Source organism: Pantoea sp. X-Soil-ISGK-355 (genome assembly GCF_059730805.1).
This window is the reverse complement of sequence record NZ_AP035971.1, coordinates 1,943,683-1,961,343: the sequence shown is the minus strand read 5'-3', so window position 1 is coordinate 1,961,343 and position 17,661 is coordinate 1,943,683. Positions and strand designations below refer to the sequence as shown.

21 protein-coding genes are annotated in these 17,661 nt (G+C 56.7%); 4 read left to right on the top strand and 17 right to left on the bottom strand.

Annotated elements, in window-relative coordinates; all coding sequences use genetic code 11:
* Positions 1 to 306 precede the first annotated feature (306 nt).
* Positions 307 to 1,611, top strand: a complete 1,305-nt coding sequence (locus AC6I8J_RS09075) for an MFS transporter (protein WP_371876301.1) — start codon at positions 307 to 309, stop codon at positions 1,609 to 1,611.
* 10 nt (positions 1,612 to 1,621) lie between these two features.
* Positions 1,622 to 2,431 carry a substrate-binding domain-containing protein gene (locus tag AC6I8J_RS09070; protein ID WP_222924046.1) on the top strand — a complete coding sequence of 270 codons (810 nt, stop codon included), beginning with the start codon at positions 1,622 to 1,624 and terminating at the stop codon, positions 2,429 to 2,431.
* On the opposite strand, the gene psrA is transcribed toward AC6I8J_RS09070, so the two are convergent.
* The 9 genes from psrA to AC6I8J_RS09025 all read right to left on the bottom strand — a co-directional run bounded on the left by psrA (position 2,406) and on the right by AC6I8J_RS09025 (position 8,750).
* Complete coding sequence (gene psrA / locus AC6I8J_RS09065) at positions 2,406 to 3,305, bottom strand: L-proline-binding transcription factor PsrA (RefSeq protein ID WP_161732369.1); 900 nt, start codon at positions 3,303 to 3,305, stop codon at positions 2,406 to 2,408. The two genes, AC6I8J_RS09070 and psrA, sit on opposite strands and share 26 nt — an antisense overlap.
* Before the next feature lie 111 nt (positions 3,306 to 3,416).
* Positions 3,417 to 3,857, bottom strand: a complete 441-nt coding sequence (locus AC6I8J_RS09060) for a thiol-disulfide oxidoreductase DCC family protein (protein WP_161732371.1) — start codon at positions 3,855 to 3,857, stop codon at positions 3,417 to 3,419.
* On the bottom strand, positions 3,826 to 4,449 hold the full coding sequence (locus tag AC6I8J_RS09055) for a P-loop nucleotide/nucleoside kinase family protein (protein ID WP_161732373.1): 624 nt from the start codon (positions 4,447 to 4,449) through the stop codon (positions 3,826 to 3,828). Before AC6I8J_RS09055 ends, AC6I8J_RS09060 begins: the two co-directional genes overlap by 32 nt.
* A complete protein-coding gene (locus AC6I8J_RS09050; protein ID WP_033732648.1) occupies positions 4,446 to 4,883 on the bottom strand; it encodes a PTS sugar transporter subunit IIA in 438 nt (145 codons plus the stop codon). Before AC6I8J_RS09050 ends, AC6I8J_RS09055 begins: the two co-directional genes overlap by 4 nt.
* Positions 4,884 to 4,892: 9 nt before the next feature.
* Positions 4,893 to 5,162: a hypothetical protein gene (locus AC6I8J_RS09045; protein ID WP_222924048.1), complete on the bottom strand. Its 270-nt coding sequence runs from the start codon at positions 5,160 to 5,162 to the stop codon at positions 4,893 to 4,895.
* Between the two features lie 94 nt (positions 5,163 to 5,256).
* Entirely contained in the window at positions 5,257 to 6,099 is an 843-nt protein-coding gene (locus AC6I8J_RS09040; RefSeq protein ID WP_222924049.1) for a class II fructose-bisphosphate aldolase, read from the bottom strand.
* A complete protein-coding gene (locus AC6I8J_RS09035; protein ID WP_222924050.1) occupies positions 6,086 to 7,453 on the bottom strand; it encodes a PTS sugar transporter subunit IIC in 1,368 nt (455 codons plus the stop codon). Before AC6I8J_RS09035 ends, AC6I8J_RS09040 begins: the two co-directional genes overlap by 14 nt.
* Positions 7,446 to 7,760 carry a PTS sugar transporter subunit IIB gene (locus tag AC6I8J_RS09030; RefSeq protein ID WP_013357820.1) on the bottom strand — a complete coding sequence of 105 codons (315 nt, stop codon included), beginning with the start codon at positions 7,758 to 7,760 and terminating at the stop codon, positions 7,446 to 7,448. Before AC6I8J_RS09030 ends, AC6I8J_RS09035 begins: the two co-directional genes overlap by 8 nt.
* A 9-nt stretch (positions 7,761 to 7,769) precedes the next feature.
* Complete coding sequence (locus AC6I8J_RS09025) at positions 7,770 to 8,750, bottom strand: 6-phosphofructokinase (protein WP_161732383.1); 981 nt, start codon at positions 8,748 to 8,750, stop codon at positions 7,770 to 7,772.
* Between the two features lie 577 nt (positions 8,751 to 9,327).
* Between AC6I8J_RS09025 and AC6I8J_RS09020 the strand changes: the two genes are divergently transcribed.
* Both AC6I8J_RS09020 and AC6I8J_RS09015 read left to right on the top strand, forming a co-directional pair.
* Positions 9,328 to 9,912: a pyridoxal-phosphate dependent enzyme gene (locus tag AC6I8J_RS09020; protein ID WP_497825281.1), complete on the top strand. Its 585-nt coding sequence runs from the start codon at positions 9,328 to 9,330 to the stop codon at positions 9,910 to 9,912.
* Positions 9,884 to 10,231 (top strand): pyridoxal-phosphate dependent enzyme, encoded by a 348-nt coding sequence (locus AC6I8J_RS09015; protein ID WP_497825280.1) that lies wholly within the window; start codon positions 9,884 to 9,886, stop codon positions 10,229 to 10,231. Before AC6I8J_RS09020 ends, AC6I8J_RS09015 begins: the two co-directional genes overlap by 29 nt.
* A 53-nt stretch (positions 10,232 to 10,284) precedes the next feature.
* Here the strand turns inward: AC6I8J_RS09015 and AC6I8J_RS09010 are convergent, their stop codons facing one another.
* The 8 genes from AC6I8J_RS09010 to AC6I8J_RS08975 form a co-directional block, all read right to left on the bottom strand.
* On the bottom strand, positions 10,285 to 10,869 hold the full coding sequence (locus tag AC6I8J_RS09010; protein ID WP_222924051.1) for a YceI family protein: 585 nt from the start codon (positions 10,867 to 10,869) through the stop codon (positions 10,285 to 10,287).
* Positions 10,870 to 10,985: 116 nt separating this feature from the next.
* The gene (pqqF, locus tag AC6I8J_RS09005; protein WP_497825279.1) at positions 10,986 to 13,259 is read right to left on the bottom strand and encodes a pyrroloquinoline quinone biosynthesis protein PqqF; all 2,274 of its coding nucleotides are present in this window, start codon (positions 13,257 to 13,259) and stop codon (positions 10,986 to 10,988) included.
* A complete protein-coding gene (pqqE, locus tag AC6I8J_RS09000) occupies positions 13,259 to 14,425 on the bottom strand; it encodes a pyrroloquinoline quinone biosynthesis protein PqqE (RefSeq protein WP_497825278.1) in 1,167 nt (388 codons plus the stop codon). The genes pqqF and pqqE overlap by 1 nt, the downstream gene beginning before the upstream one ends.
* Positions 14,388 to 14,666 carry a pyrroloquinoline quinone biosynthesis peptide chaperone PqqD gene (pqqD, locus tag AC6I8J_RS08995; protein WP_161732393.1) on the bottom strand — a complete coding sequence of 93 codons (279 nt, stop codon included), beginning with the start codon at positions 14,664 to 14,666 and terminating at the stop codon, positions 14,388 to 14,390. The genes pqqE and pqqD overlap by 38 nt, the downstream gene beginning before the upstream one ends.
* 3 nt (positions 14,667 to 14,669) lie before the next feature.
* Positions 14,670 to 15,425 (bottom strand): pyrroloquinoline-quinone synthase PqqC, encoded by a 756-nt coding sequence (gene pqqC, locus AC6I8J_RS08990; RefSeq protein ID WP_161732395.1) that lies wholly within the window; start codon positions 15,423 to 15,425, stop codon positions 14,670 to 14,672.
* 3 nt (positions 15,426 to 15,428) lie between these two features.
* A complete protein-coding gene (gene pqqB, locus AC6I8J_RS08985) occupies positions 15,429 to 16,346 on the bottom strand; it encodes a pyrroloquinoline quinone biosynthesis protein PqqB (RefSeq protein ID WP_497825277.1) in 918 nt (305 codons plus the stop codon).
* 53 nt (positions 16,347 to 16,399) lie between these two features.
* Positions 16,400 to 16,471 (bottom strand): pyrroloquinoline quinone precursor peptide PqqA, encoded by a 72-nt coding sequence (pqqA, locus tag AC6I8J_RS08980; RefSeq protein WP_010245082.1) that lies wholly within the window; start codon positions 16,469 to 16,471, stop codon positions 16,400 to 16,402.
* Positions 16,472 to 16,614: 143 nt separating this feature from the next.
* On the bottom strand, positions 16,615 to 17,631 hold the full coding sequence (locus AC6I8J_RS08975; RefSeq protein WP_497825276.1) for a dipeptidase: 1,017 nt from the start codon (positions 17,629 to 17,631) through the stop codon (positions 16,615 to 16,617).
* Between the last annotated feature and the right edge of the window lie 30 nt (positions 17,632 to 17,661).

Below are 17,661 nucleotides of genomic sequence, written 5' to 3'. Positions count from 1 at the left end.
CAGAGACCCTTTGCCGCAAGACTCTGCACGGGCGGCTTCACACTGCCCGGAATCCCCTTATCTGCCCGTAACAGGCTTATGAATTCTGTCACATTTTCGCAAACTCACCTCAGAGCCGATAACACGCCGACAAAATCGGCAGTCTCTGTAACTTTATGAATCAAAATGCTTTTAAATAGTAACCCTATAAAATCATGCGGTGCGCACATTAATCATTGTCCTTTTTGCACTTATTTAGCGCCGGGCACTGATCCACTCTTCAGTCACAGGCGCGGCAAAAAGCGTCATACCTTACTGGAGTTACTGATGCAGACAACCTCACCCATGACTCACCGCGCCAGGATTGGCGCCATTTTTCGTGTGACCTCTGGCAATTTCCTCGAACAGTTTGATTTCTTCCTGTTCGGTTTTTATGCCACCTATATCGCCCATACCTTCTTCCCGGCCAGCAGTGAGTTTGCCTCACTGATGATGACCTTTGCCGTGTTTGGTGCAGGGTTCCTGATGCGCCCGATTGGCGCAGTGGTGCTGGGGGCGTACATCGATAAGGTCGGCCGTCGCAAGGGGCTGATCGTCACGCTCTCCATCATGGCGGCAGGCACCTTTATGATCGTGCTGATCCCCTCTTACCAGAGTATTGGCCTGTGGGCACCGCTGCTGGTGCTGATCGGCAGACTGCTGCAGGGTTTCTCCGCGGGAGCAGAGCTGGGCGGCGTGTCGGTTTATCTGGCCGAGATCGCGACGCCGGGCCGCAAAGGCTTCTACACGAGCTGGCAGTCGGGCAGTCAGCAGGTCGCGATTATGGTCGCGGCGGCGATGGGCTTTATCCTCAACGCGGTGCTGGAAGAGAGTGCCATCCGCGAATGGGGCTGGCGCATTCCGTTCCTGTTTGGCTGTCTGATTGTGCCATTTATTTTCGTGCTGCGTCGCAAGCTGGAAGAGACGCAGGAGTTCAGCAATCGTCGCAGTCATCCTGATGTGAAACAGGTGTTCCGCATTCTGCTCAGTAACTGGCAGGTGGTGATTGCCGGGATGCTGATGGTCGCGATGACCACCACGGCGTTTTACCTGATTACGGTTTACGCGCCGACTTTTGGCAAGAAAGTCCTGCTGCTGAGCGCCTCTGACAGCCTGCTGGTAACGCTGCTGGTGGCGGTATCTAACTTCATCTGGCTGCCGATTGGCGGCGCGATCTCTGACCGCTTTGGCCGCAAACCTGTCCTGGTTGCCATGACGCTGCTGGCAATCGCCACCAGCTATCCAGCCCTGAGCATGCTGGCGGCGGCACCGGGCTTTTCCATGATGCTGGGCGTGCTGCTGTGGCTTTCAATGATTTATGGCCTCTACAACGGCGCGATGATCCCGGCACTGACCGAAATCATGCCAGCGGAAGTGCGCGTGGCGGGCTTCTCGCTGGCCTACAGCCTGGCAACGGCGCTGTTTGGTGGCTTTACCCCGGTGATGTCGACCGGCCTGATCGAGCTGACCGGCGACAAAGCTTCGCCAGGTTACTGGATGAGTTTCGCAGCTGTCTGCGCACTGGGCGCAACACTGTATCTCTATCGCCGCACCCGTAGTGCCGTCTCACCTGTCCATAAAACCGTTAGCTGAGGAAATGAAAATGAAACTGAAAACGATGTCGCTGTACGCTGCCCTGCTGTTCAGCGTGGCGGGCAGCGCCACGGCGCAGGCGAAAGAGCTGACGGTAATGATCTCCGGCGGATTTAAAGCGGCATGGGATACGCTCTCGCCACGCTTTGCCGAACGTGAAGGGATCACCATTAACACGGTTGCCGGTCCGTCAATGGGCAAGACGCCACAGGCCATTCCGGCGCGGCTGGCGCGCGGTGAACCGGCCGATGTGGTGATTATGGTCGGTGATGCGCTAAGCGATCTGCAAAAAAAGGGGGCGACGCTGCCGGGTTCACGGGTTGAGCTGGCGGACTCGCGCATCGGTGCGGTGATCAAACAGGGTGCCACGCCAGTGAAAATCGGCAGCGAAAGCGCACTGCGTACCACCCTGCTGAACGCCTCTTCTATCGCCTACTCTGACAGCGCCAGTGGCAAATATGTGAGCAGTCAGCTCTTCAGCCGACTGGGCATTGAGGATCAGGTGAAAGCGAAGGCGGTCAAGGTTGAGCGCATTCCGGTGGCCTCCGAGGTCGCGGCCGGTAAATACGCCATCGGCTTTCAGCAGGTCAGTGAGCTGCTGCCGGTATCAGGCGTTACTTTTATTGGCGAACTGCCGGACACGCTGCAGTACACCACCCGCTTTGCCGGTGCCGTAGTACGCAGGTCAGCGCAGCCCGACGAGGCGGCGAAGCTGCTGCACTGGCTCGCCTCGCCTGAGGCGCAGCAGGCAGTGCACGCCAGCGGCCTGCACAGCGTAATGGCGTCAAAACCCGCTAACGTCGCTGATACTGTTCAATAATCAGATTCTCCAGTTCGCTGGCGATATGCGACAGCGTCCGGCCATTCTTGCGCAGCAGTCCCACGGTGCGTTTCACCTGCGGATCGGTTAACGGCACCGCCATCAGCAGGGCGTGATCGTAGCCTGGCATCGACATGGCGGGGACGGCAGCAATGCCCAGCCCCGCCTCAACCATCCCCAGCATGGTGGTCACGTGCCGGGTTTCGCAGATACAGGACTTCTCCGGCATAACCGCCTGCAACGCCAGATCCAGCAGGTTGCGATTGCCGGAGGTTTTATCCAGCCCAACCCACTCATACTGATAAAACGCCTGCCAGCTCAGACTCTTTTTGCCGGCTATCGGATGGTCACGCCGACAGGCCGCCACATAAGGATCGTCCATTAGCGGCTGGAAGTGCACATCCGGCTGTGACCGGCTGGAAAAACTGATGCCGAAATCGGCCTGACCGCCAATCACCGCGTCATAGACGTTGGCCGCACTGCTGTCGACCAGTTTGACTCGTACGCGGGGATAGCGCGCCTGAAACAGCCGGATGATGTTAGGCATAAAGTAGTAGGCAGCTGACGGCACACAGGCGACGGTGATCAGACCGGTGCGGGCTAAGCTCACTTCACTGAGATCGGCCATCACCTCTTCAAAATCAGCCAGCAGCTTTTCCGAGCGCTGAGCAAACGCATGCCCCTTCAGCGTCAGCGTGACGCGGCGCGTGGTCCGCTCAAACAGTTTGATCCCCAGCGTAGTTTCCAGCTTGTCGATCCGGCGGCTCAGCGCGGACTGTGAGAGGCAGATCGATTCCGCCGCCAGACGAAAATTGCCAAACTCCACCAGCGCGCGAAACGCGTAGAGGTCATTGAGATCGAAATTAACCGGCATAAGTCCTTCTATCCGTGGTCTGTCAGTGCTAGCAATTAACATTGAGGAAACGTAACAATAACATCATTGTTCTCACTGATCTCATTGCCACCTGCTGCTGACGGTAAAACCTTAATGGGACGTCTCCACCTCATGCAGAAATCGACCCGGATAATCGGGTTGGATCGCGTGCTGGCTGCTGTAGCGGCCAAACAGCTTATAGCGGTTTAACGCGATGCGGTCGTAGGCAAAATTACTGATCGCGTCGGGAAAGTGGCGCAGCACCGCCAGCCCGCGCCACGGGGCAGGCAAATGCTGCATCACGCGGAACACCGCCTGCGCCCGCAGCCAGTGCTGATTACCGTCAATGTAGACAATGGTGCTGATGTTATCTTCCGGCATACCGGCCCAGCGCAACAGCGCTTTGCCCTGCTCGCTCTGTACTGAGGCAAAACGGACCTGCCGCGCCAGATGGTGACGCAGCAGAAACTGAACCCAGCCGTTACATAGTTTACAGACGCCGTCATAGAGCACGGCGCTTTCACCGGTTTGCAGATACGGGGGTAACGACATCCTGCAACTCCTCACTCATCTGATGATGAGCTGAAGTGTAGCGGGTTCTGGTCAGTTGCTGGTGCAGCCAGCGGATAACGGCCGCAAGATCCTGAGCGCAGGCATCCACTTCACACACCGGCCCCAACGCCATCGGACTGGCCTGGTGCGCCAGCTGGCGCAGCTCCGGCAGATACTCAGCCCCCGGATGACCTGGCAGCCGCTGCGACAGTCGCGCCTGATAGCGCGCCACCGCCACCTCCGGCTCAATCCTGAGCCACAGTTCGAGCGCCTCATCGACACCCGCCTGTTTCAGTCCCTGCTCCAGCAGCGCGCGCGGCTGAAAACCAAACCAGGCATCAATCAGCCAGATCTGACTGGCGGGTGCCTGGTCGACGATGTTCCAGATCGCCTGATAAGCCGCGCAGCCCAGTTGCCGGTTGCGCTGGCGATCGACTGGGGAAAAAACCTGCATAAACGGCTCTTTCAGGCTGTCGAGTGTCAGCACCGGCCAGCCAAAATGTTGTGATAGCGCGTGCGTCAGGGTGCTTTTACCCGATGCCGGAATACCGTTAACCAGCACCACGCGTTTGAGGGGGGTATTTTGCGTCATAGAATGTCGATAACCTCCGCCACGCTGCTGGCCTGACGTAACCGGACCAGCGTCTCCTCATCCTCCAGCAGCGACACAATCGCGCGGATCCCCTCTTCGATATGCGCGTTGCTGTCGCGCGCGCCAAACATAATCACGATGTCCGCCTTGTCACTGCCTTCAAACGAGATCGGCTCATTCAGCAGGATCAGACTGAAACAGTCGCGGATCACCCCCGCTTCCGGTCGCGCATGGGGAATGGCGATCCCCTCCTCAAACACATAATAAGCGCCATGGGCCAGCGTATTGGCGATCACGGCATCAGGATAGGTGGCATCGAGATAACCGCCGCTGACCAGCGGTTCGGCAGCCAGCGCGATAACCTGACGCCAGTCCGTGGCGTCAATCCCAATCTGAATAGCGTTTGCCTCTTGCAATAACTGCTTAATCGTCATCAGCTCTCCTTAAATCGACTGGCGAACCACATTGCGTAATTCATCGATTTTGACAAACAGCGCATCAATTTCATTGCGGTAGCGACGGCTTTTCGCAAACAGGCTTAATGCACGATTATATTCCAGCATTAATTGTTTTTGCGTTTCGCCATCACGCGGATTAATCGCCAGCTGCTGCTCCAGTTGCGTTATTTTCTCGCGACTTAATTCCGCCAGATGATCCTGCTGCTGCTCGCTGGGTGGTTCCGCAGCCTGAGACTTTTTGAGGAATCCAAACATAGGCTCTCCTGCCCCGCATAATATTGGGGTGGCTAATATAAACAGAGAATAAAAGATCGTTAACGCATTAAGCCGGTGATGGCGGCACGTGTCATTACCGGAATAACTGCATTTTCTCTACCAGTACATTGGTTACTGCATCATTGGCCGGTACCAGGAAATTACGCACGCTGTCATTGACCTTGCCTTTTTCAAAGGTCGATTTGCACTGCGCTACCCACTGCACGTTCATTTCGGTGCCGACATTCACCTTCTCAATCCCGCTGCTGACCGCCAGCCGCATATCTTCATCGCTGACGCCGGTGCCGCCGTGCAGCACCAGTGGCGTATGCGTTGCCGCCGTAATATCCGCCAGTCGCTGATGCTGAATATGCGCTTTACCGGTGTAAAGGCCATGTACGGTGCCGATAGAGATCGCCAGCATATCGACGCCCGTCTCTTCGACGAAACGGCGAGCATCTTCCACGGGCGTGAACGCTATCGCCTCCATCTCTACGCATTTACCATCTTCCGACCCGCCAATGGCACCCAACTCAGCCTCGACCGAGACATTGTGTGGCCGCGCCATATCGATGACCCGGCGGGTATTCGCAATATTCTCGTCAATGGGCAGATGGGAGCCGTCATACATGACAGAACTGAATCCGGCATCAATCGCTGTCTGAATCGCGGCTAAATCGGAACAGTGATCCAGATGCAGACAGGTCGGCACATTCATACTCTCTGACAGCGATTTAATCGCATCAACCAGCAGCTTGTGGCCAAGATATTTCGCCGTGCCTGTAGAGATCTGAATCATTAACGGGCTGTTGGTTTTCTCTGCCGCTTTAAAATAGGCGGGCAGCATCTCCAGACAGTGAAGATTAAACGAACCGACCGCTTTAAAGTCACGCTGTTTGGCCAGCTGTAACAGATCGGCGAAGTTATAAAGTTTCATGGATTTTTTCCTCCTGAGGTTTGGTCGATTTGCCATTAACAAACCAGGCAAGCGCGGTAACAAAGGCAATAAACAGGGCGACGAACAGCCAGTTATTCTGGAAGGCATGGCCGAGCACCAGGCCGGTACTGATCACGTCGGAGTCACTGAAGGTGACGCCGGTAAAGCCGTAGCTCTCCAGCATCGGCACCAGGATGGCAGGCAGAATGGTGATAAAGAGTCCATGGACGAAGCCGCCGATCATTGCGCCGCGCCGTCCGCCCATGGCATTACCAAATACGCCGGCGGTGCCACCGGCAAAGAAGTTGGTCAGCAGGCCAGGCAGGATCATCGCCAGACCCAACATCGGGAAGACCAGCATGCCGACGATGGAACCAAGTGTGGTGGCAAGGAAGCCAACGATCACCGCGTTCGGGGCGTACGGAAACATCACCGGACAGTCCAGTGCCGGTTTCGCATCCGGCACGACGCGCATCGCGATACCCCGGAAGGCAGGCACCAGCTCGTTCAGCAGCAGACGGACACCGCTGTAGAGCACGAAGACCCCGGCCACGAACTGAATCGACTGCATAAAGGCGTACATCAGGTAGTTCATGCCGTTGCTGTACTGGGCAATGAAGGCCGGACCGGCTGCCACGGCGGGAATCAGGTACATCGGCACCATCACCAGCGCCATCGACAGATAGGTATCCTGCAGAAACTTAAAGTTATCGGGCAGCTTCAGGTCTTCGGTGGAGCGCGATCCTTTGCCAACCACTTTGGCGACCGCCGCCGTGACCAGATAACCGATGGTGCAGAAATGACCCAGGGCGACATCGTCAGAGTCGGTGATGCGCCGCACCACCGGCTGCGCCAGCGCGGGCATCACGACCGCCATGATTCCGCCAAAGATACCGCCGGTCAGGATCAGCGGTAGCCCGGTCAGCCCCGCTTTATAACCGATCACCGCGCCAATGGTCGCCATCCACAGCAACGCCTGGCCGGTCAGGAAGATGTATTTAAAGGGCGTCAGTCGCGCGACGATGATATTGACGATAAAGATCACCAGCAGCGTCAGCGCGACTTCAGACCCCAGCTCACGGTTAGCCAGCCCGGCAATGGCGGCCACATCGGTGATATAGCCGCGCATGCCAAAGCCATGGGTAAAAATAGTATTGAGGAACGTCAGGGTGCCTACAATAATATTGATACCCGCCATCATAATTAAAAAGCCGAGCAGGGTTTTAAAGGTGCCTTCCACCACCTTGCCTGCCGATTTTTTTTGCAGCAGCAGACCAATCAGGGCAATAAAGGCGATCAGAATCGACGCCTGCCCCAGCAGATCTTTTACCAGAAAGTCGATCACACTATTCATGGGCGGCGACCTTCTGATTGCGTTCTTTTAAAAAGGCCAGGATCTTCTGCTCAATTTCCGCTTTATCGGTGAGCCGGTTAAGAATTATGACCCGTTTAATCTGCTCCGGACTGGCGTCGGCGTTTAAAACATCGGCAAACGCTTTTTGCGTCAGGATCATATCTGACTTAAAGGCATTCGCTTCTGAAATGGTGGTGTGATCGATATCGGCCTCAATCTCCAGTTTTTTTAATACCGCTTTTGCGCTCATCTCAATCGCAAAACTGGAACCTAATCCACAACCACAGACACATAATATTTTCAGCATGGTTTTTCCTCACACTATATTGAGTTGTTTAGCGAGTTTGTAATGGTGCCCGTCAATATCGACCAGGCGTTTTTGCATGCTTATTAAATCAATCGGGATTGGTTTATTGCTGCCATTAATAATGACCGCTTTATTCCGCATGCCTGACTGAATACAACGCACCACTTCACTGGCTATAATGGTGCCCTGAAAGATCTCTTCGCAGGTGGGATCACCATTGCGCAGCCCGTAACCCATAATGGTTTTACGGATGCGCACGCCAATGAGGGGTTCAAGCTGTTTGATTAAGGTGTCGATCGCCCCCTGAAAACCGGGCGAATATTCACGGGTGTAGCCTTCCGAACAGAGGATGACTACGCTATTCTGCGCTGCCAGCCGCCCGGTGATGCGCTGTGCCAGTTGTGGCAGCGGGATCTGGCACTCCGGAATTAACGCAATATCTGCGTTAGATTTAATCGCGGATTGCAGCGTTAATTCGCCGCAATAGCCACCGAGCAACTCCAGCATAAAAACCCGGCCCGGTAAGGCGCGGCCGGTATTGCGCAGTTTCGCCACCTCTTTAAATACCTGCTCGCAGGCGGTGGAGAATCCCAGCGTGTAATCACTGCCGAAAACATCATTATCGATGGTCATGCCGACGCCAAAACAATTCACGCCATACGCCGACAGGGTATGGAGAAATTGCAGCGACCCGTCTCCACCCGCCATAATTAATATGTCAATCCGGGCACTTTTCAGCTGGCGTGCAATTAACTCATATTCGCTGCGCACCAGTTTCTTTTCAGTGCGTCCCGATTGCATAACCGGAATAGAGGCGATGGAAAAGTCGAGCAGATCGCGCTGGCTGATCTCACGATGATGATTTTGCAGCAGGCCGGGAATACCGCCATCAAATATCACCATCTCCGCCTGTGCCATACGCCCAATCTGGAAGACAAAATTATTAATGCCGGTCACGTCACCGCCACTGATCACCATTCCAATTCGCATCACCCTCACCTCGCTGGCTTACTCTGCTGAAGGTTATTCTTCCGGTTAGCGGGGTTGCTATTTGCAGAGGAGATCACAGTTACGCGCGGTTTTTCTCAGACAGGAATATTGACAGGGCAATTCACACTCCTTTATTTGTGATTTAACTCACACTATTCCTACTTATTGCGCTTAAGGCGAATCGATATAAATCATTGGGTTAGCGGATGACGGGGGTGAGCTGGCCAGAAAGCAGGAGGAGGTAAAATCGGTCATTCACGTGGCGTTGCAGATTTGTGACTTTCACCTCATTTTTCCCGGTTTCACAGAACAGAAACCGCAATTAAGATGCAAAAAGAAAATCTGCAAGCCGATTCAGCATCGCTGTTGCGAACAAGTCGTATTCTTCGGTATAACCTTTCTATGTAGACAGAACAGGTAGCCTGACGATAATGATTTTTAAGGAAAAACCTCCACGCTTTTTCTGAGGGGTGACTTTCTCTTCTGCGTCCGACGCTGCTATTCCGCACGGCAAAACCGACGTTCACCGTGACGACAAACCGGTTCTCTGTGACCCCATTTAACCAGGACCAGACGCATGGAAATAGCTATCCGTACCCCTCTCATTCACTCCCTGCCACTGAGTCAGCTCAGCGGCAGCAACGTCTGGCTGAAAATGGAATCGGCGCAGCCGACCGGATCCTTTAAGCTCAGAAGCGCAGGCCATATCTGTCAGTACTACGCTGCACAGGGCGCTAAGGCGTTTGTCAGCTCCTCCGGCGGCAATGCGGGTATTGCTGTGGCGCACAGCGGCCGCAGGCTGGGGCTCCCGGTCACGGTGGTGGTACCTGAAACGACCCCGGCGCGCGCCAGACAGCTTATCGAACAGGAAGGTGCCAGGCTGATCGTACACGGCAGCGTCTGGAGTGAGGCCAACGCGTACGCTTTATCGCTGGCGTCGCAGGAACATATCTACATCCATCCGTTTGACAATCCGCTACTGTGGGACGGTATCAGTACGCTGGTCGATGAAGTGATTGATGAAGGGTTACGTCCCGATGCGGTAATCCTCTCCGTGGGCGGAGGCAGTCTGCTCTCCGGCATTGCCCAGGGTCTGGAAAAGCATCAGCTCAGCCATATCCCGATTTATGCGGTTGAAACTGAGGGAAACCGCGTCGCTTAACGCTGCGCTGGAAGCCGGGGAGCGGGTCACGCTGGACCGGGTCAGCGGTATCGCCACTACGCTGGCAGCCAGTCAGGTGTGTGAAAATGCGTTTAACGTGGCACGCCGCGCAGATGTCAGGGGAAAGGTTGTGAGCGATGATGAAGCTGTGAATGCCTGTCGCCGCTTCCTGGACGATCATCGTGTTCTGACAGAGCCAGCCTGTGGCGTCTCATTATCGATGCTGTATGACGGGAAAATCGGCTTTAAATCGGATGATAACGTGCTGGTTATCGTCTGTGGCGGGGCGTCTGTCACGCTGGAGAGTCTGCAGAGCTGACGAATTAAAGGGAAAAACGATGGCGCAGCCAGAGGGGCTACGCCATCCGTTGATTACTTCGCGTAAGCTTCGGTAGACAGCGTCAGCGTAACGTCGTCGCTTACCGCAGGGACATATTTGTCCAGCTTGAAGTCAGAACGCTTGATGGTGCCGGTGGCGTCAAAACCAATCGCCTGCTTCTTGACCATCGGATGCTCGCCCTGCTTGTTCAGCGTCGCGTGCAGCGTAACCGGTTTGGTGATCCCTTTCAGGGTCAGGTTACCTTCAACGTCAAATTTATTGTCGCCCTTCGCCACCACTTTGGTGCTGTGGAAGGTCGCTGTCGGGTATTTGGCGGTGTCGAAGTATTCGGTACCTTTGAACTCTTTGGTCAGCGCCGCGACGTGGCTGTCGATTTTGCTGACTGGCAGGGTCACGTCAACGCGTGAGGCCTCCGGATGATCTTTATCGAACACCAGAGTACCGGTTGCGTCCGGGATATCCGCGGTAGGATTTGAGAAGCCAAAGTGGTTCCAGGCAACAATTACCGACGTATGCTCAGGGTTCAGCTGGTAGTGCATCGCCTCAGCCTGAGATAACGGAGCGTAGAGGGTAGCAGCGGCTAACAGGGGCAGTGCAATACGTTTGAAGTTCTTCACGGTCAATTCCTTATGCGGACAAAAGTGAATTGAGTGTGGTCCAGTTTTCCCGGAATAGACAGTGAAGAGATTTGTCGGTAATTTTCAAATAAATTCAGCAACCTTAAAACCGGTCACTACGTATTCCCGCCGGTAAACAGCACCCGCCAGCGGCGGCGATCCTGAATCAGCGTGCGGTGCAATTGCAGTAAATCTGCAAGGGTCAGCGCCGCAATCTGCGTCGCGTCCGGTTCTGCCAGGCCATTTTCACGGCGTAGCAGGGCCAGTGGCTGCTCAACCTGCTGGCTCAGCAGTCGCGCTTTCAGGGCCACAAGATCACATTCCGCCAGCGTCTCGTTCAGTGACCGCAGGAAGTTACGGCAGTAGCGCAGTAGTGACAGCGCACTGTAATCGGGCGACTGTAGCGCAAATAACACCCCCTCTTCATCAGCGCAGCGCATATAGCGGCTGCTGACCACGTAACCTATTGGCTGCTCAACGCGGTAGCGCTGGAAAAAACGTGGCTCGTAGATGAGCGCCAGTGCGCGCAATGCAGCCAGCTGTTCAGGACGCTGCAGCGGAATAAACAGCAGCAGCGCGTTGTCTGCACTGGCGTGTGGTAGGCGCGTCATGCCGGTCTGCGTGGTCATACGCTTGGGCGGCGTGTCCGGGTTAACCGGCAGCGACAGCGCGCTCAGCCGTCGGGCAATGCGTGAATGCAGCGCGGCGTTGCCACCCTTCAGCGCCGCCCGCCAGCACCCTGGCGTAACATTGGCTGCCAGCTGATAAGGCAACTGTCGCAGCAACGCACGGATAGCGATGCTTTCGACAGGCGATGGCAGATTTGCCTCAACCGGCAATGTCAGGGCAGAGACAATCTGGCTCAGCGTCTGGTCAGTTACCGCCTCATCCTTTGTCAGGCGGAGCGTCAGTTGCCACACGCCCTCTGTTTCCTGCCAGCTGCCGTGCCCCCCCTGATGACGCAGCGCCGCAAATAGCGGACGCAACCGCCGGCCCAGCGTTTCTCCCGTCTCCGCAGTAAAGGTTGACCAGAACTCCGGTCGCAGGATAAGCGTTGCCTGCGGGTCATCTGACTGATGATGCGGCAATGCCACCGCCTGCGCGGGCAGCGGCGCAGGCGTCGCAGTGATGTCGGGCGGATAGAAGGTGAAACGGGCAGCGGGCAGCGTCTCATCCGGGGCTGGCTCACAGGCCGTCAGCGCCAGAGTGAAGCCCTGCGTGACGATGTGTTCCCTTGCCGGTTGTGACGTACAGCACAGCACTGTGCCAGACGCATGGGTGAGTTTCTTCAGCAACGGCTGCAGCGCAGGCAGCCTTTCATCAGGTGCGAAGCCGATAGCGCGCTGACGCAATTGCTCCAGTGGTGACAACGTCACAAAGTAGTGATGTGCAAGCTGATGATAGTGCTGATGTTGCTGATTATTCGTCTGGCGCAGCGCATCGATGAAACCATTAACCAGATGATTTACCCTCGCAGGCTCGCTGGTTTCGATACCCAGCGCCAGCCAGCACGCATCTTCAGCCTGATAAATCCATTTCAGCTCCAGCGCCTCCGCCAGTCCCTGCTCACGCAGAGTAGCCAGCAGCGAGCCGGGCGCTTCATCCAACAGAAATTCACGCCATAACGTGACACCGTCACTTTTATCCAGCAGCCAGGTGCGCCATAACGCTGCCTGGGCAGTCTCTGCCAGCTGCCAGCAGGTATCGCTGTTGAGCTGCGGCGGCGCCAGATCCTGCTGCCACTGACCGGCAGGCAGCGCGGCGGCAAACTGACGCGCCAGCTCTTCCAGCGCATCCAGCGACTGCGGTCCCTGCAGCCAGAGCCGCATATTGCTGGCAACGTAGTAGCGCTGGTGAAACTGGCGCAATGCCCGTTGCAGCGCCGACAGCTCATTGCCAAAGCTCGCCCGGCTGCCAATATGAAAGCGCTGAAATTCAGCGGGGGTTGCTGCGGCGTGCAGCAATGCCGCTTCGATGCGGGATGGCTCATGACGCTGCAACAGCCGATATTCCGCGTCGATGACCGCCACTTCCTGCGCAATCGCCTGATTATCAAGCAGCGGAGAGACCAGCATATCCTGCAGTCTTGCCAGACCGTCTGCCAGCAGTGACGGCGTGGCCTCAAAGAAGTACGCGCTGCGCCGGGCCAGCGTGGTGGCATTAACCCTGCCGCCCTGCGTCTGGATCCAGCTCATCAGCCGGCCCTCATCGGGCCAGCCGGTGCTGCCGGTGAACAGCAGATGCTCCAGCAGATGCGCCAGTCCGGGCCAGCGATCCGGCTCGTCGTGACTCCCTGCCCCTATCTGAATCAGGGCGGCGGCCTGGCTGGCATCAGCCTGATGCACCAGTTCAACCATCAGACCGTTTATCACCAGGCCGCGCGGGGTCATCAGAGGTTCCGGGTTTTGTAGATCAGTTGCGAGTTGCTGCGGTTGCGGAACTGCAGCTGACCAATTTTAATGTCGCTGCAATCCGCCTCACGCCGGGCCTCAAGGATTTTGCCGTGATGCGGTGATTTGCTGCAGACCGGATCGGTGTTGTCAGCATTACCGGTCAGCATAAACGCCTGACAGCGACAGCCACCAAAATCTTTCTCTTTCTCATCACAGGAGCGGCACGGCTCCGGCATCCAGTCAAAACCACGATAGCGGTTGAAGCCGAACGAGTTGTACCAGATATCGTCCATGCGCTGTGTCAGTACCGACGGAAATTCTACCGGCAGCTGGCGCGCACTGTGGCACGGCAGCGCGGTGCCCTCTGGTGTGACGCTGAGGAAAATGGCACCCCAGCCACCCATGCAGGGTTTAGGTCGCTCTTCGTAGTAATCCGGCGTGACAAACAGCAGATTGGTCAGATTGCCGGTGGTGCTCATCCGCTCGCGGTAGCGCCTGACCACCGCTTCCGCCTGATCGATCTGCTCACGCGTCGGCAGCAGGCCTTCGCGGTTGAGCTGCGCCCAGCCGTAGAACTGACAGGTTGCCAGCTCAACGTCATCCGCTTCCAGCTCAATGCAGAGGTCAATGATCCTGTCGATCTGGTCGATATTATGGCGATGCAGCACAAAGTTCAGCACCATCGGATAGCCGTGCGCTTTTACCGCTTTCGCCATCTCCAGCTTCTGCTGAAACGCTTTCTTCGACCCGGCCAGCGCCGCATTCAGGGTTTCGTCACTCGCCTGGAAGCTGATCTGGATATGATCCAGACCGGCCTCGCTGAACGCATCCAGCTTCTTCTCCGTCAGGCCAATGCCCGACGTGATCAGGTTGGTGTAGAAGCCGAGATCGCGCGCCGCTTTAATGAGCTCTGGCAGATCTTTACGCACTAGCGGTTCGCCGCCGGAGAATCCGAGCTGGACGCTGCCCATGGCGCGCGCCTGACGAAAGACCTCAATCCACTGTTCCGTGGTCAGCTCCTTCTCCTGCTGTGCGAAATCCAGCGGGTTGGAGCAGTAGGGGCACTGCAGCGGACAGCGATAGGTCAGCTCGGCCAGCAGCCAGAGCGGCGGATTCACGCCAGGTTTATGCGGGGTCACGGAACTGTATCCACTTCTGTTCATGGGCTGACTGCAGGAACTCTAAAACGTCCGGCCCCACACCGCCCGCCTCAGGGAACCGGCTATCCAGCGTTGCGATAATTGCGGCGATATCCTGTTTGCCATCCACCAGCTCAAGAATGGCGGCGGCGGTTTCGTTCAGCTTCGCCATGCCTTCGGGATAGAGCACCACATGGGTATCCTGGGCAGCTTCCCACTGCATGCGGTAGCCGCGACGAAACGCGGCAATCGAGTTTTCATTCATCTGTTATACCAGTCGGGTGGTGTGCCACGCCGCCTTGTCGGTGACGGTGTGATAAGGCGGACGTTTCAGCTCATAAGCCATGGTCATGGCGTCAAGCATGCTCCATAAAATATCGAGCTTAAACTGCAAAATTTCCAGCATCCGGTTCTGCGTTTCGGCGGTGGTGAAGTACTCCAGCGCCAGTGCCAGGCCATGCTCCACATCGCGGTTCGCCTGACCCAGGCGGCTGCGGAAGTAGAAGTAGCCCTCTTCTTTGATCCACGGATAGTGCTGCGGCCAGCTGTCGAGTCGTGACTGGTGGATCTGCGGGGCGAACAGCTCGGTAAGTGAACTGCAGGCCGCCTCCTGCCAGTTAGCGCGGCGGGCGAAGTTAATATAGGCATCGACCGCAAAGCGTACGCCCGGCAGCACATGTTGCTCAGACAATAATTCTTCGCGCGTCAACCCGACCGCCTCGCCCAGCCGCAGCCAGGCCTCAATGCCGCCCTCTTCGCCGTTACTGCCGTCGTGGTCAAGGATGCGCTGCACCCATTTACGGCGGGTAGCCGGATCGGGGCAATTCGCCATGATCGCCGCATCTTTCAGCGGAATAGTGGTCTGGTAATAGAAGCGGTTCGCCACCCAGCCCTGAATCTGCTCGCGCGTGGCCTGACCGTTATGCATCGCGATGTGATACGGGTGATGAATATGGTAGAAAGCGCCTTTGTCGCGCAGGGCCTGTTCAAAAGCCTGCGGCGACAGCGTGTCAGTAATCTGCATGATTTAGCCCTGAAGGTGGATCGCCATTCCGTCCCAGCTCACCTCTATTCCCTGCTCCGTCAGAAACTGACGCTGGGGTGACTGCTCATTAAGGATCGGATTAGTGTTGTTAATGTGGATCAGAATTTTACGTTTTGCCGGCAGCGACGCCAGCAGCGCCATCAGCCCTTGTTCTTCCGCCAGCGCCAGATGCCCCATCGCCTTGCCGGTGTTGTGACCCACCCCGGTGGTCAGCAGTTCATCATCCTGCCAGACGGTGCCGTCAATCAGCAGGCAATCCGCTTTTTGCAGCCACGGCAGGATCACCGCATCCGGTTCGCCCAGACCTGGCGCGTAGAGCAGCGTCTGCCCATTCGCCCGGTTTTCAATAAACAGCGCCACGTTATGACCGGGCAGCGGCCGGTCGCGATACGGCGAGTAAGGCGGTGCATTACTGATAATAGGAATCGCGGTGAACTGCAAATCGGTGCAGACATCGACGCTGAACGGGGTCAGTGGCGCAATCGGCCGGTGCTGTAAACCGCCATTCCAGTGGGTCAGCATCGGAAAGATCGGGAAGCCGGTGCTGAGGTCGGCATGCACTTCCGGCGTACACCAGACCTGATGCGGGCAGCCCTCACGCAGGCTCAGCAGCCCGGTGGTGTGATCGATCTGGCTGTCGGTCAGGATAACTCCCCCGATCGCCGTGCCGCGCAGTACGCCCTTACGGGTCAGTTCTGGCGTGTGCAGGATCTGCTGGCCGATGTCAGGTGACGCGTTACATAACACCCAGTCTTCGCCGTTATCACTGAGGATAATCGACGATTGTGTGCGTGCCTGAGCCTGAATGGTGCCATTTCGCACGCCGTGGCAGTTGGCGCAGTTACAGTTCCACTGCGGAAACCCGCCACCCGCGGCTGAGCCGAGGATTTTGATAAACATAGAGGACAACCAGAAGTTGAAAAAAATGCCCGCTCAGAGGGCGGGCAGAACGATTAACGGTTGGAGATGTAAAGAGTCACTTCCAGACCGAGACGCATATCAACGAAAGTTGGTTTTTTCCACATGAGTTACTTCCTCTTAGTTAACAGTAAATGTGCTGTCTGAAATCGGCGTGACGGCTGTTAAATGAGAACACCGTCACAATTTCCAGGCAGATGTTGCGCCAATGGCGCGTCGGGATCAAGCCCGGAACATAAGGAAATTGTTATCACAGCCCGGTCAGATGTAAAACCCGCTGCCAGTTTCCCCATGCCAGCTTCTCTGTCAGTCTCTGATCATAGCCCGCTTCCTGAAAAGCGGCGAGCAATCGCGGCATTCCGCTGACATCGCCCAGCGCGGCCGGAGGGGTAATCCCGTCGAAATCAGAGCCAAAGGCCACATGGTCGCTGCCCATTATCTTCAACAGGTGATCACAATGCTTAACAATTTCTGTTAATGGCGTTTCAGCGTCGCGTTTTCCATCGGCGCGCAGAAACGCATTGCCAAAGTTAATGCCAACCAGACCGCCGCTGTCGCGGATCGCTACCAGTTGATCGTCGGTCAGATTGCGCGGCTGTGGACAGAGGGCGTGCGCGTTGGAGTGGCTGGCGACCAGCGGCGCACGGGAAAGCCGGGCGGTGTCCCAGAACGCATTGGTATTCATGTGCGACACGTCGATCATCATCTTCAGGCTACTCGCCTGCTGAATCAGCTTTTCACCGACGGCGGTCAGCCCCGGCCCGGTATCGGGCGTGCCGGGAAACGAGCCACTGACGCCTTCACCAAAGCGGCTGCGCAGATTCCAGAATGGCCCGATACTGCGCACACCCGCCTGCCAGAAGGCGTGCAGCTGCTCGCCCTCTTCGTCCAGCGCATCAGCACCTTCAATGTGCGCCACTATCGCCAGCACGCCTTCCGCGCGGCAGGCGGCAATCTCGTCACTGCTGAGACAGAGTCGCGCCCGTCCGCCTGGTGCCTCGGCCAGCTGCCTCAGGATATCGAGCTGCTGCCACATGATTTGCAGCGGTTCATACGGCTCATCGGCGCGGGCCGGAACAGTGCTGGCAATGTACGCCTGCGGCGGCACAAAAATCGCAAACAGCCCGCCGCCCATCTCGCCCTGCTGAATGCGCGGATAGTCGAGGTGGCCCCGTTCAATGCCCTGATAAAACGCCTGCACGGGTGCATCGCGATGATGCAGCCAGAGGTTAAGCAAGAGATCATTGTGGCCGTCAAAAATCAGCATAAGTGTTCACCCGGATAAACAGGTGACCAT

Coding starts and splice junctions, on each gene's coding strand:
- AC6I8J_RS09075 (WP_371876301.1), top strand. CDS start 307: ATGCAGACAACCTCACCCATGACTCACCGCGCCAGGATTGGCGCCATT.
- AC6I8J_RS09070 (WP_222924046.1), top strand. CDS start 1,622: ATGAAACTGAAAACGATGTCGCTGTACGCTGCCCTGCTGTTCAGCGTG.
- psrA (WP_161732369.1), bottom strand. CDS start 3,305: ATGCCGGTTAATTTCGATCTCAATGACCTCTACGCGTTTCGCGCGCTG.
- AC6I8J_RS09060 (WP_161732371.1), bottom strand. CDS start 3,857: ATGTCGTTACCCCCGTATCTGCAAACCGGTGAAAGCGCCGTGCTCTAT.
- AC6I8J_RS09055 (WP_161732373.1), bottom strand. CDS start 4,449: ATGACGCAAAATACCCCCCTCAAACGCGTGGTGCTGGTTAACGGTATT.
- AC6I8J_RS09050 (WP_033732648.1), bottom strand. CDS start 4,883: ATGACGATTAAGCAGTTATTGCAAGAGGCAAACGCTATTCAGATTGGG.
- AC6I8J_RS09045 (WP_222924048.1), bottom strand. CDS start 5,162: ATGTTTGGATTCCTCAAAAAGTCTCAGGCTGCGGAACCACCCAGCGAG.
- AC6I8J_RS09040 (WP_222924049.1), bottom strand. CDS start 6,099: ATGAAACTTTATAACTTCGCCGATCTGTTACAGCTGGCCAAACAGCGT.
- AC6I8J_RS09035 (WP_222924050.1), bottom strand. CDS start 7,453: ATGAATAGTGTGATCGACTTTCTGGTAAAAGATCTGCTGGGGCAGGCG.
- AC6I8J_RS09030 (WP_013357820.1), bottom strand. CDS start 7,760: ATGCTGAAAATATTATGTGTCTGTGGTTGTGGATTAGGTTCCAGTTTT.
- AC6I8J_RS09025 (WP_161732383.1), bottom strand. CDS start 8,750: ATGCGAATTGGAATGGTGATCAGTGGCGGTGACGTGACCGGCATTAAT.
- AC6I8J_RS09020 (WP_497825281.1), top strand. CDS start 9,328: ATGGAAATAGCTATCCGTACCCCTCTCATTCACTCCCTGCCACTGAGT.
- pqqF (WP_497825279.1), bottom strand. CDS start 13,259: ATGACCCCGCGCGGCCTGGTGATAAACGGTCTGATGGTTGAACTGGTG.
- pqqE (WP_497825278.1), bottom strand. CDS start 14,425: ATGAACAGAAGTGGATACAGTTCCGTGACCCCGCATAAACCTGGCGTG.
- pqqD (WP_161732393.1), bottom strand. CDS start 14,666: ATGAATGAAAACTCGATTGCCGCGTTTCGTCGCGGCTACCGCATGCAG.
- pqqC (WP_161732395.1), bottom strand. CDS start 15,425: ATGCAGATTACTGACACGCTGTCGCCGCAGGCTTTTGAACAGGCCCTG.
- pqqB (WP_497825277.1), bottom strand. CDS start 16,346: ATGTTTATCAAAATCCTCGGCTCAGCCGCGGGTGGCGGGTTTCCGCAG.
- AC6I8J_RS08975 (WP_497825276.1), bottom strand. CDS start 17,631: ATGCTGATTTTTGACGGCCACAATGATCTCTTGCTTAACCTCTGGCTG.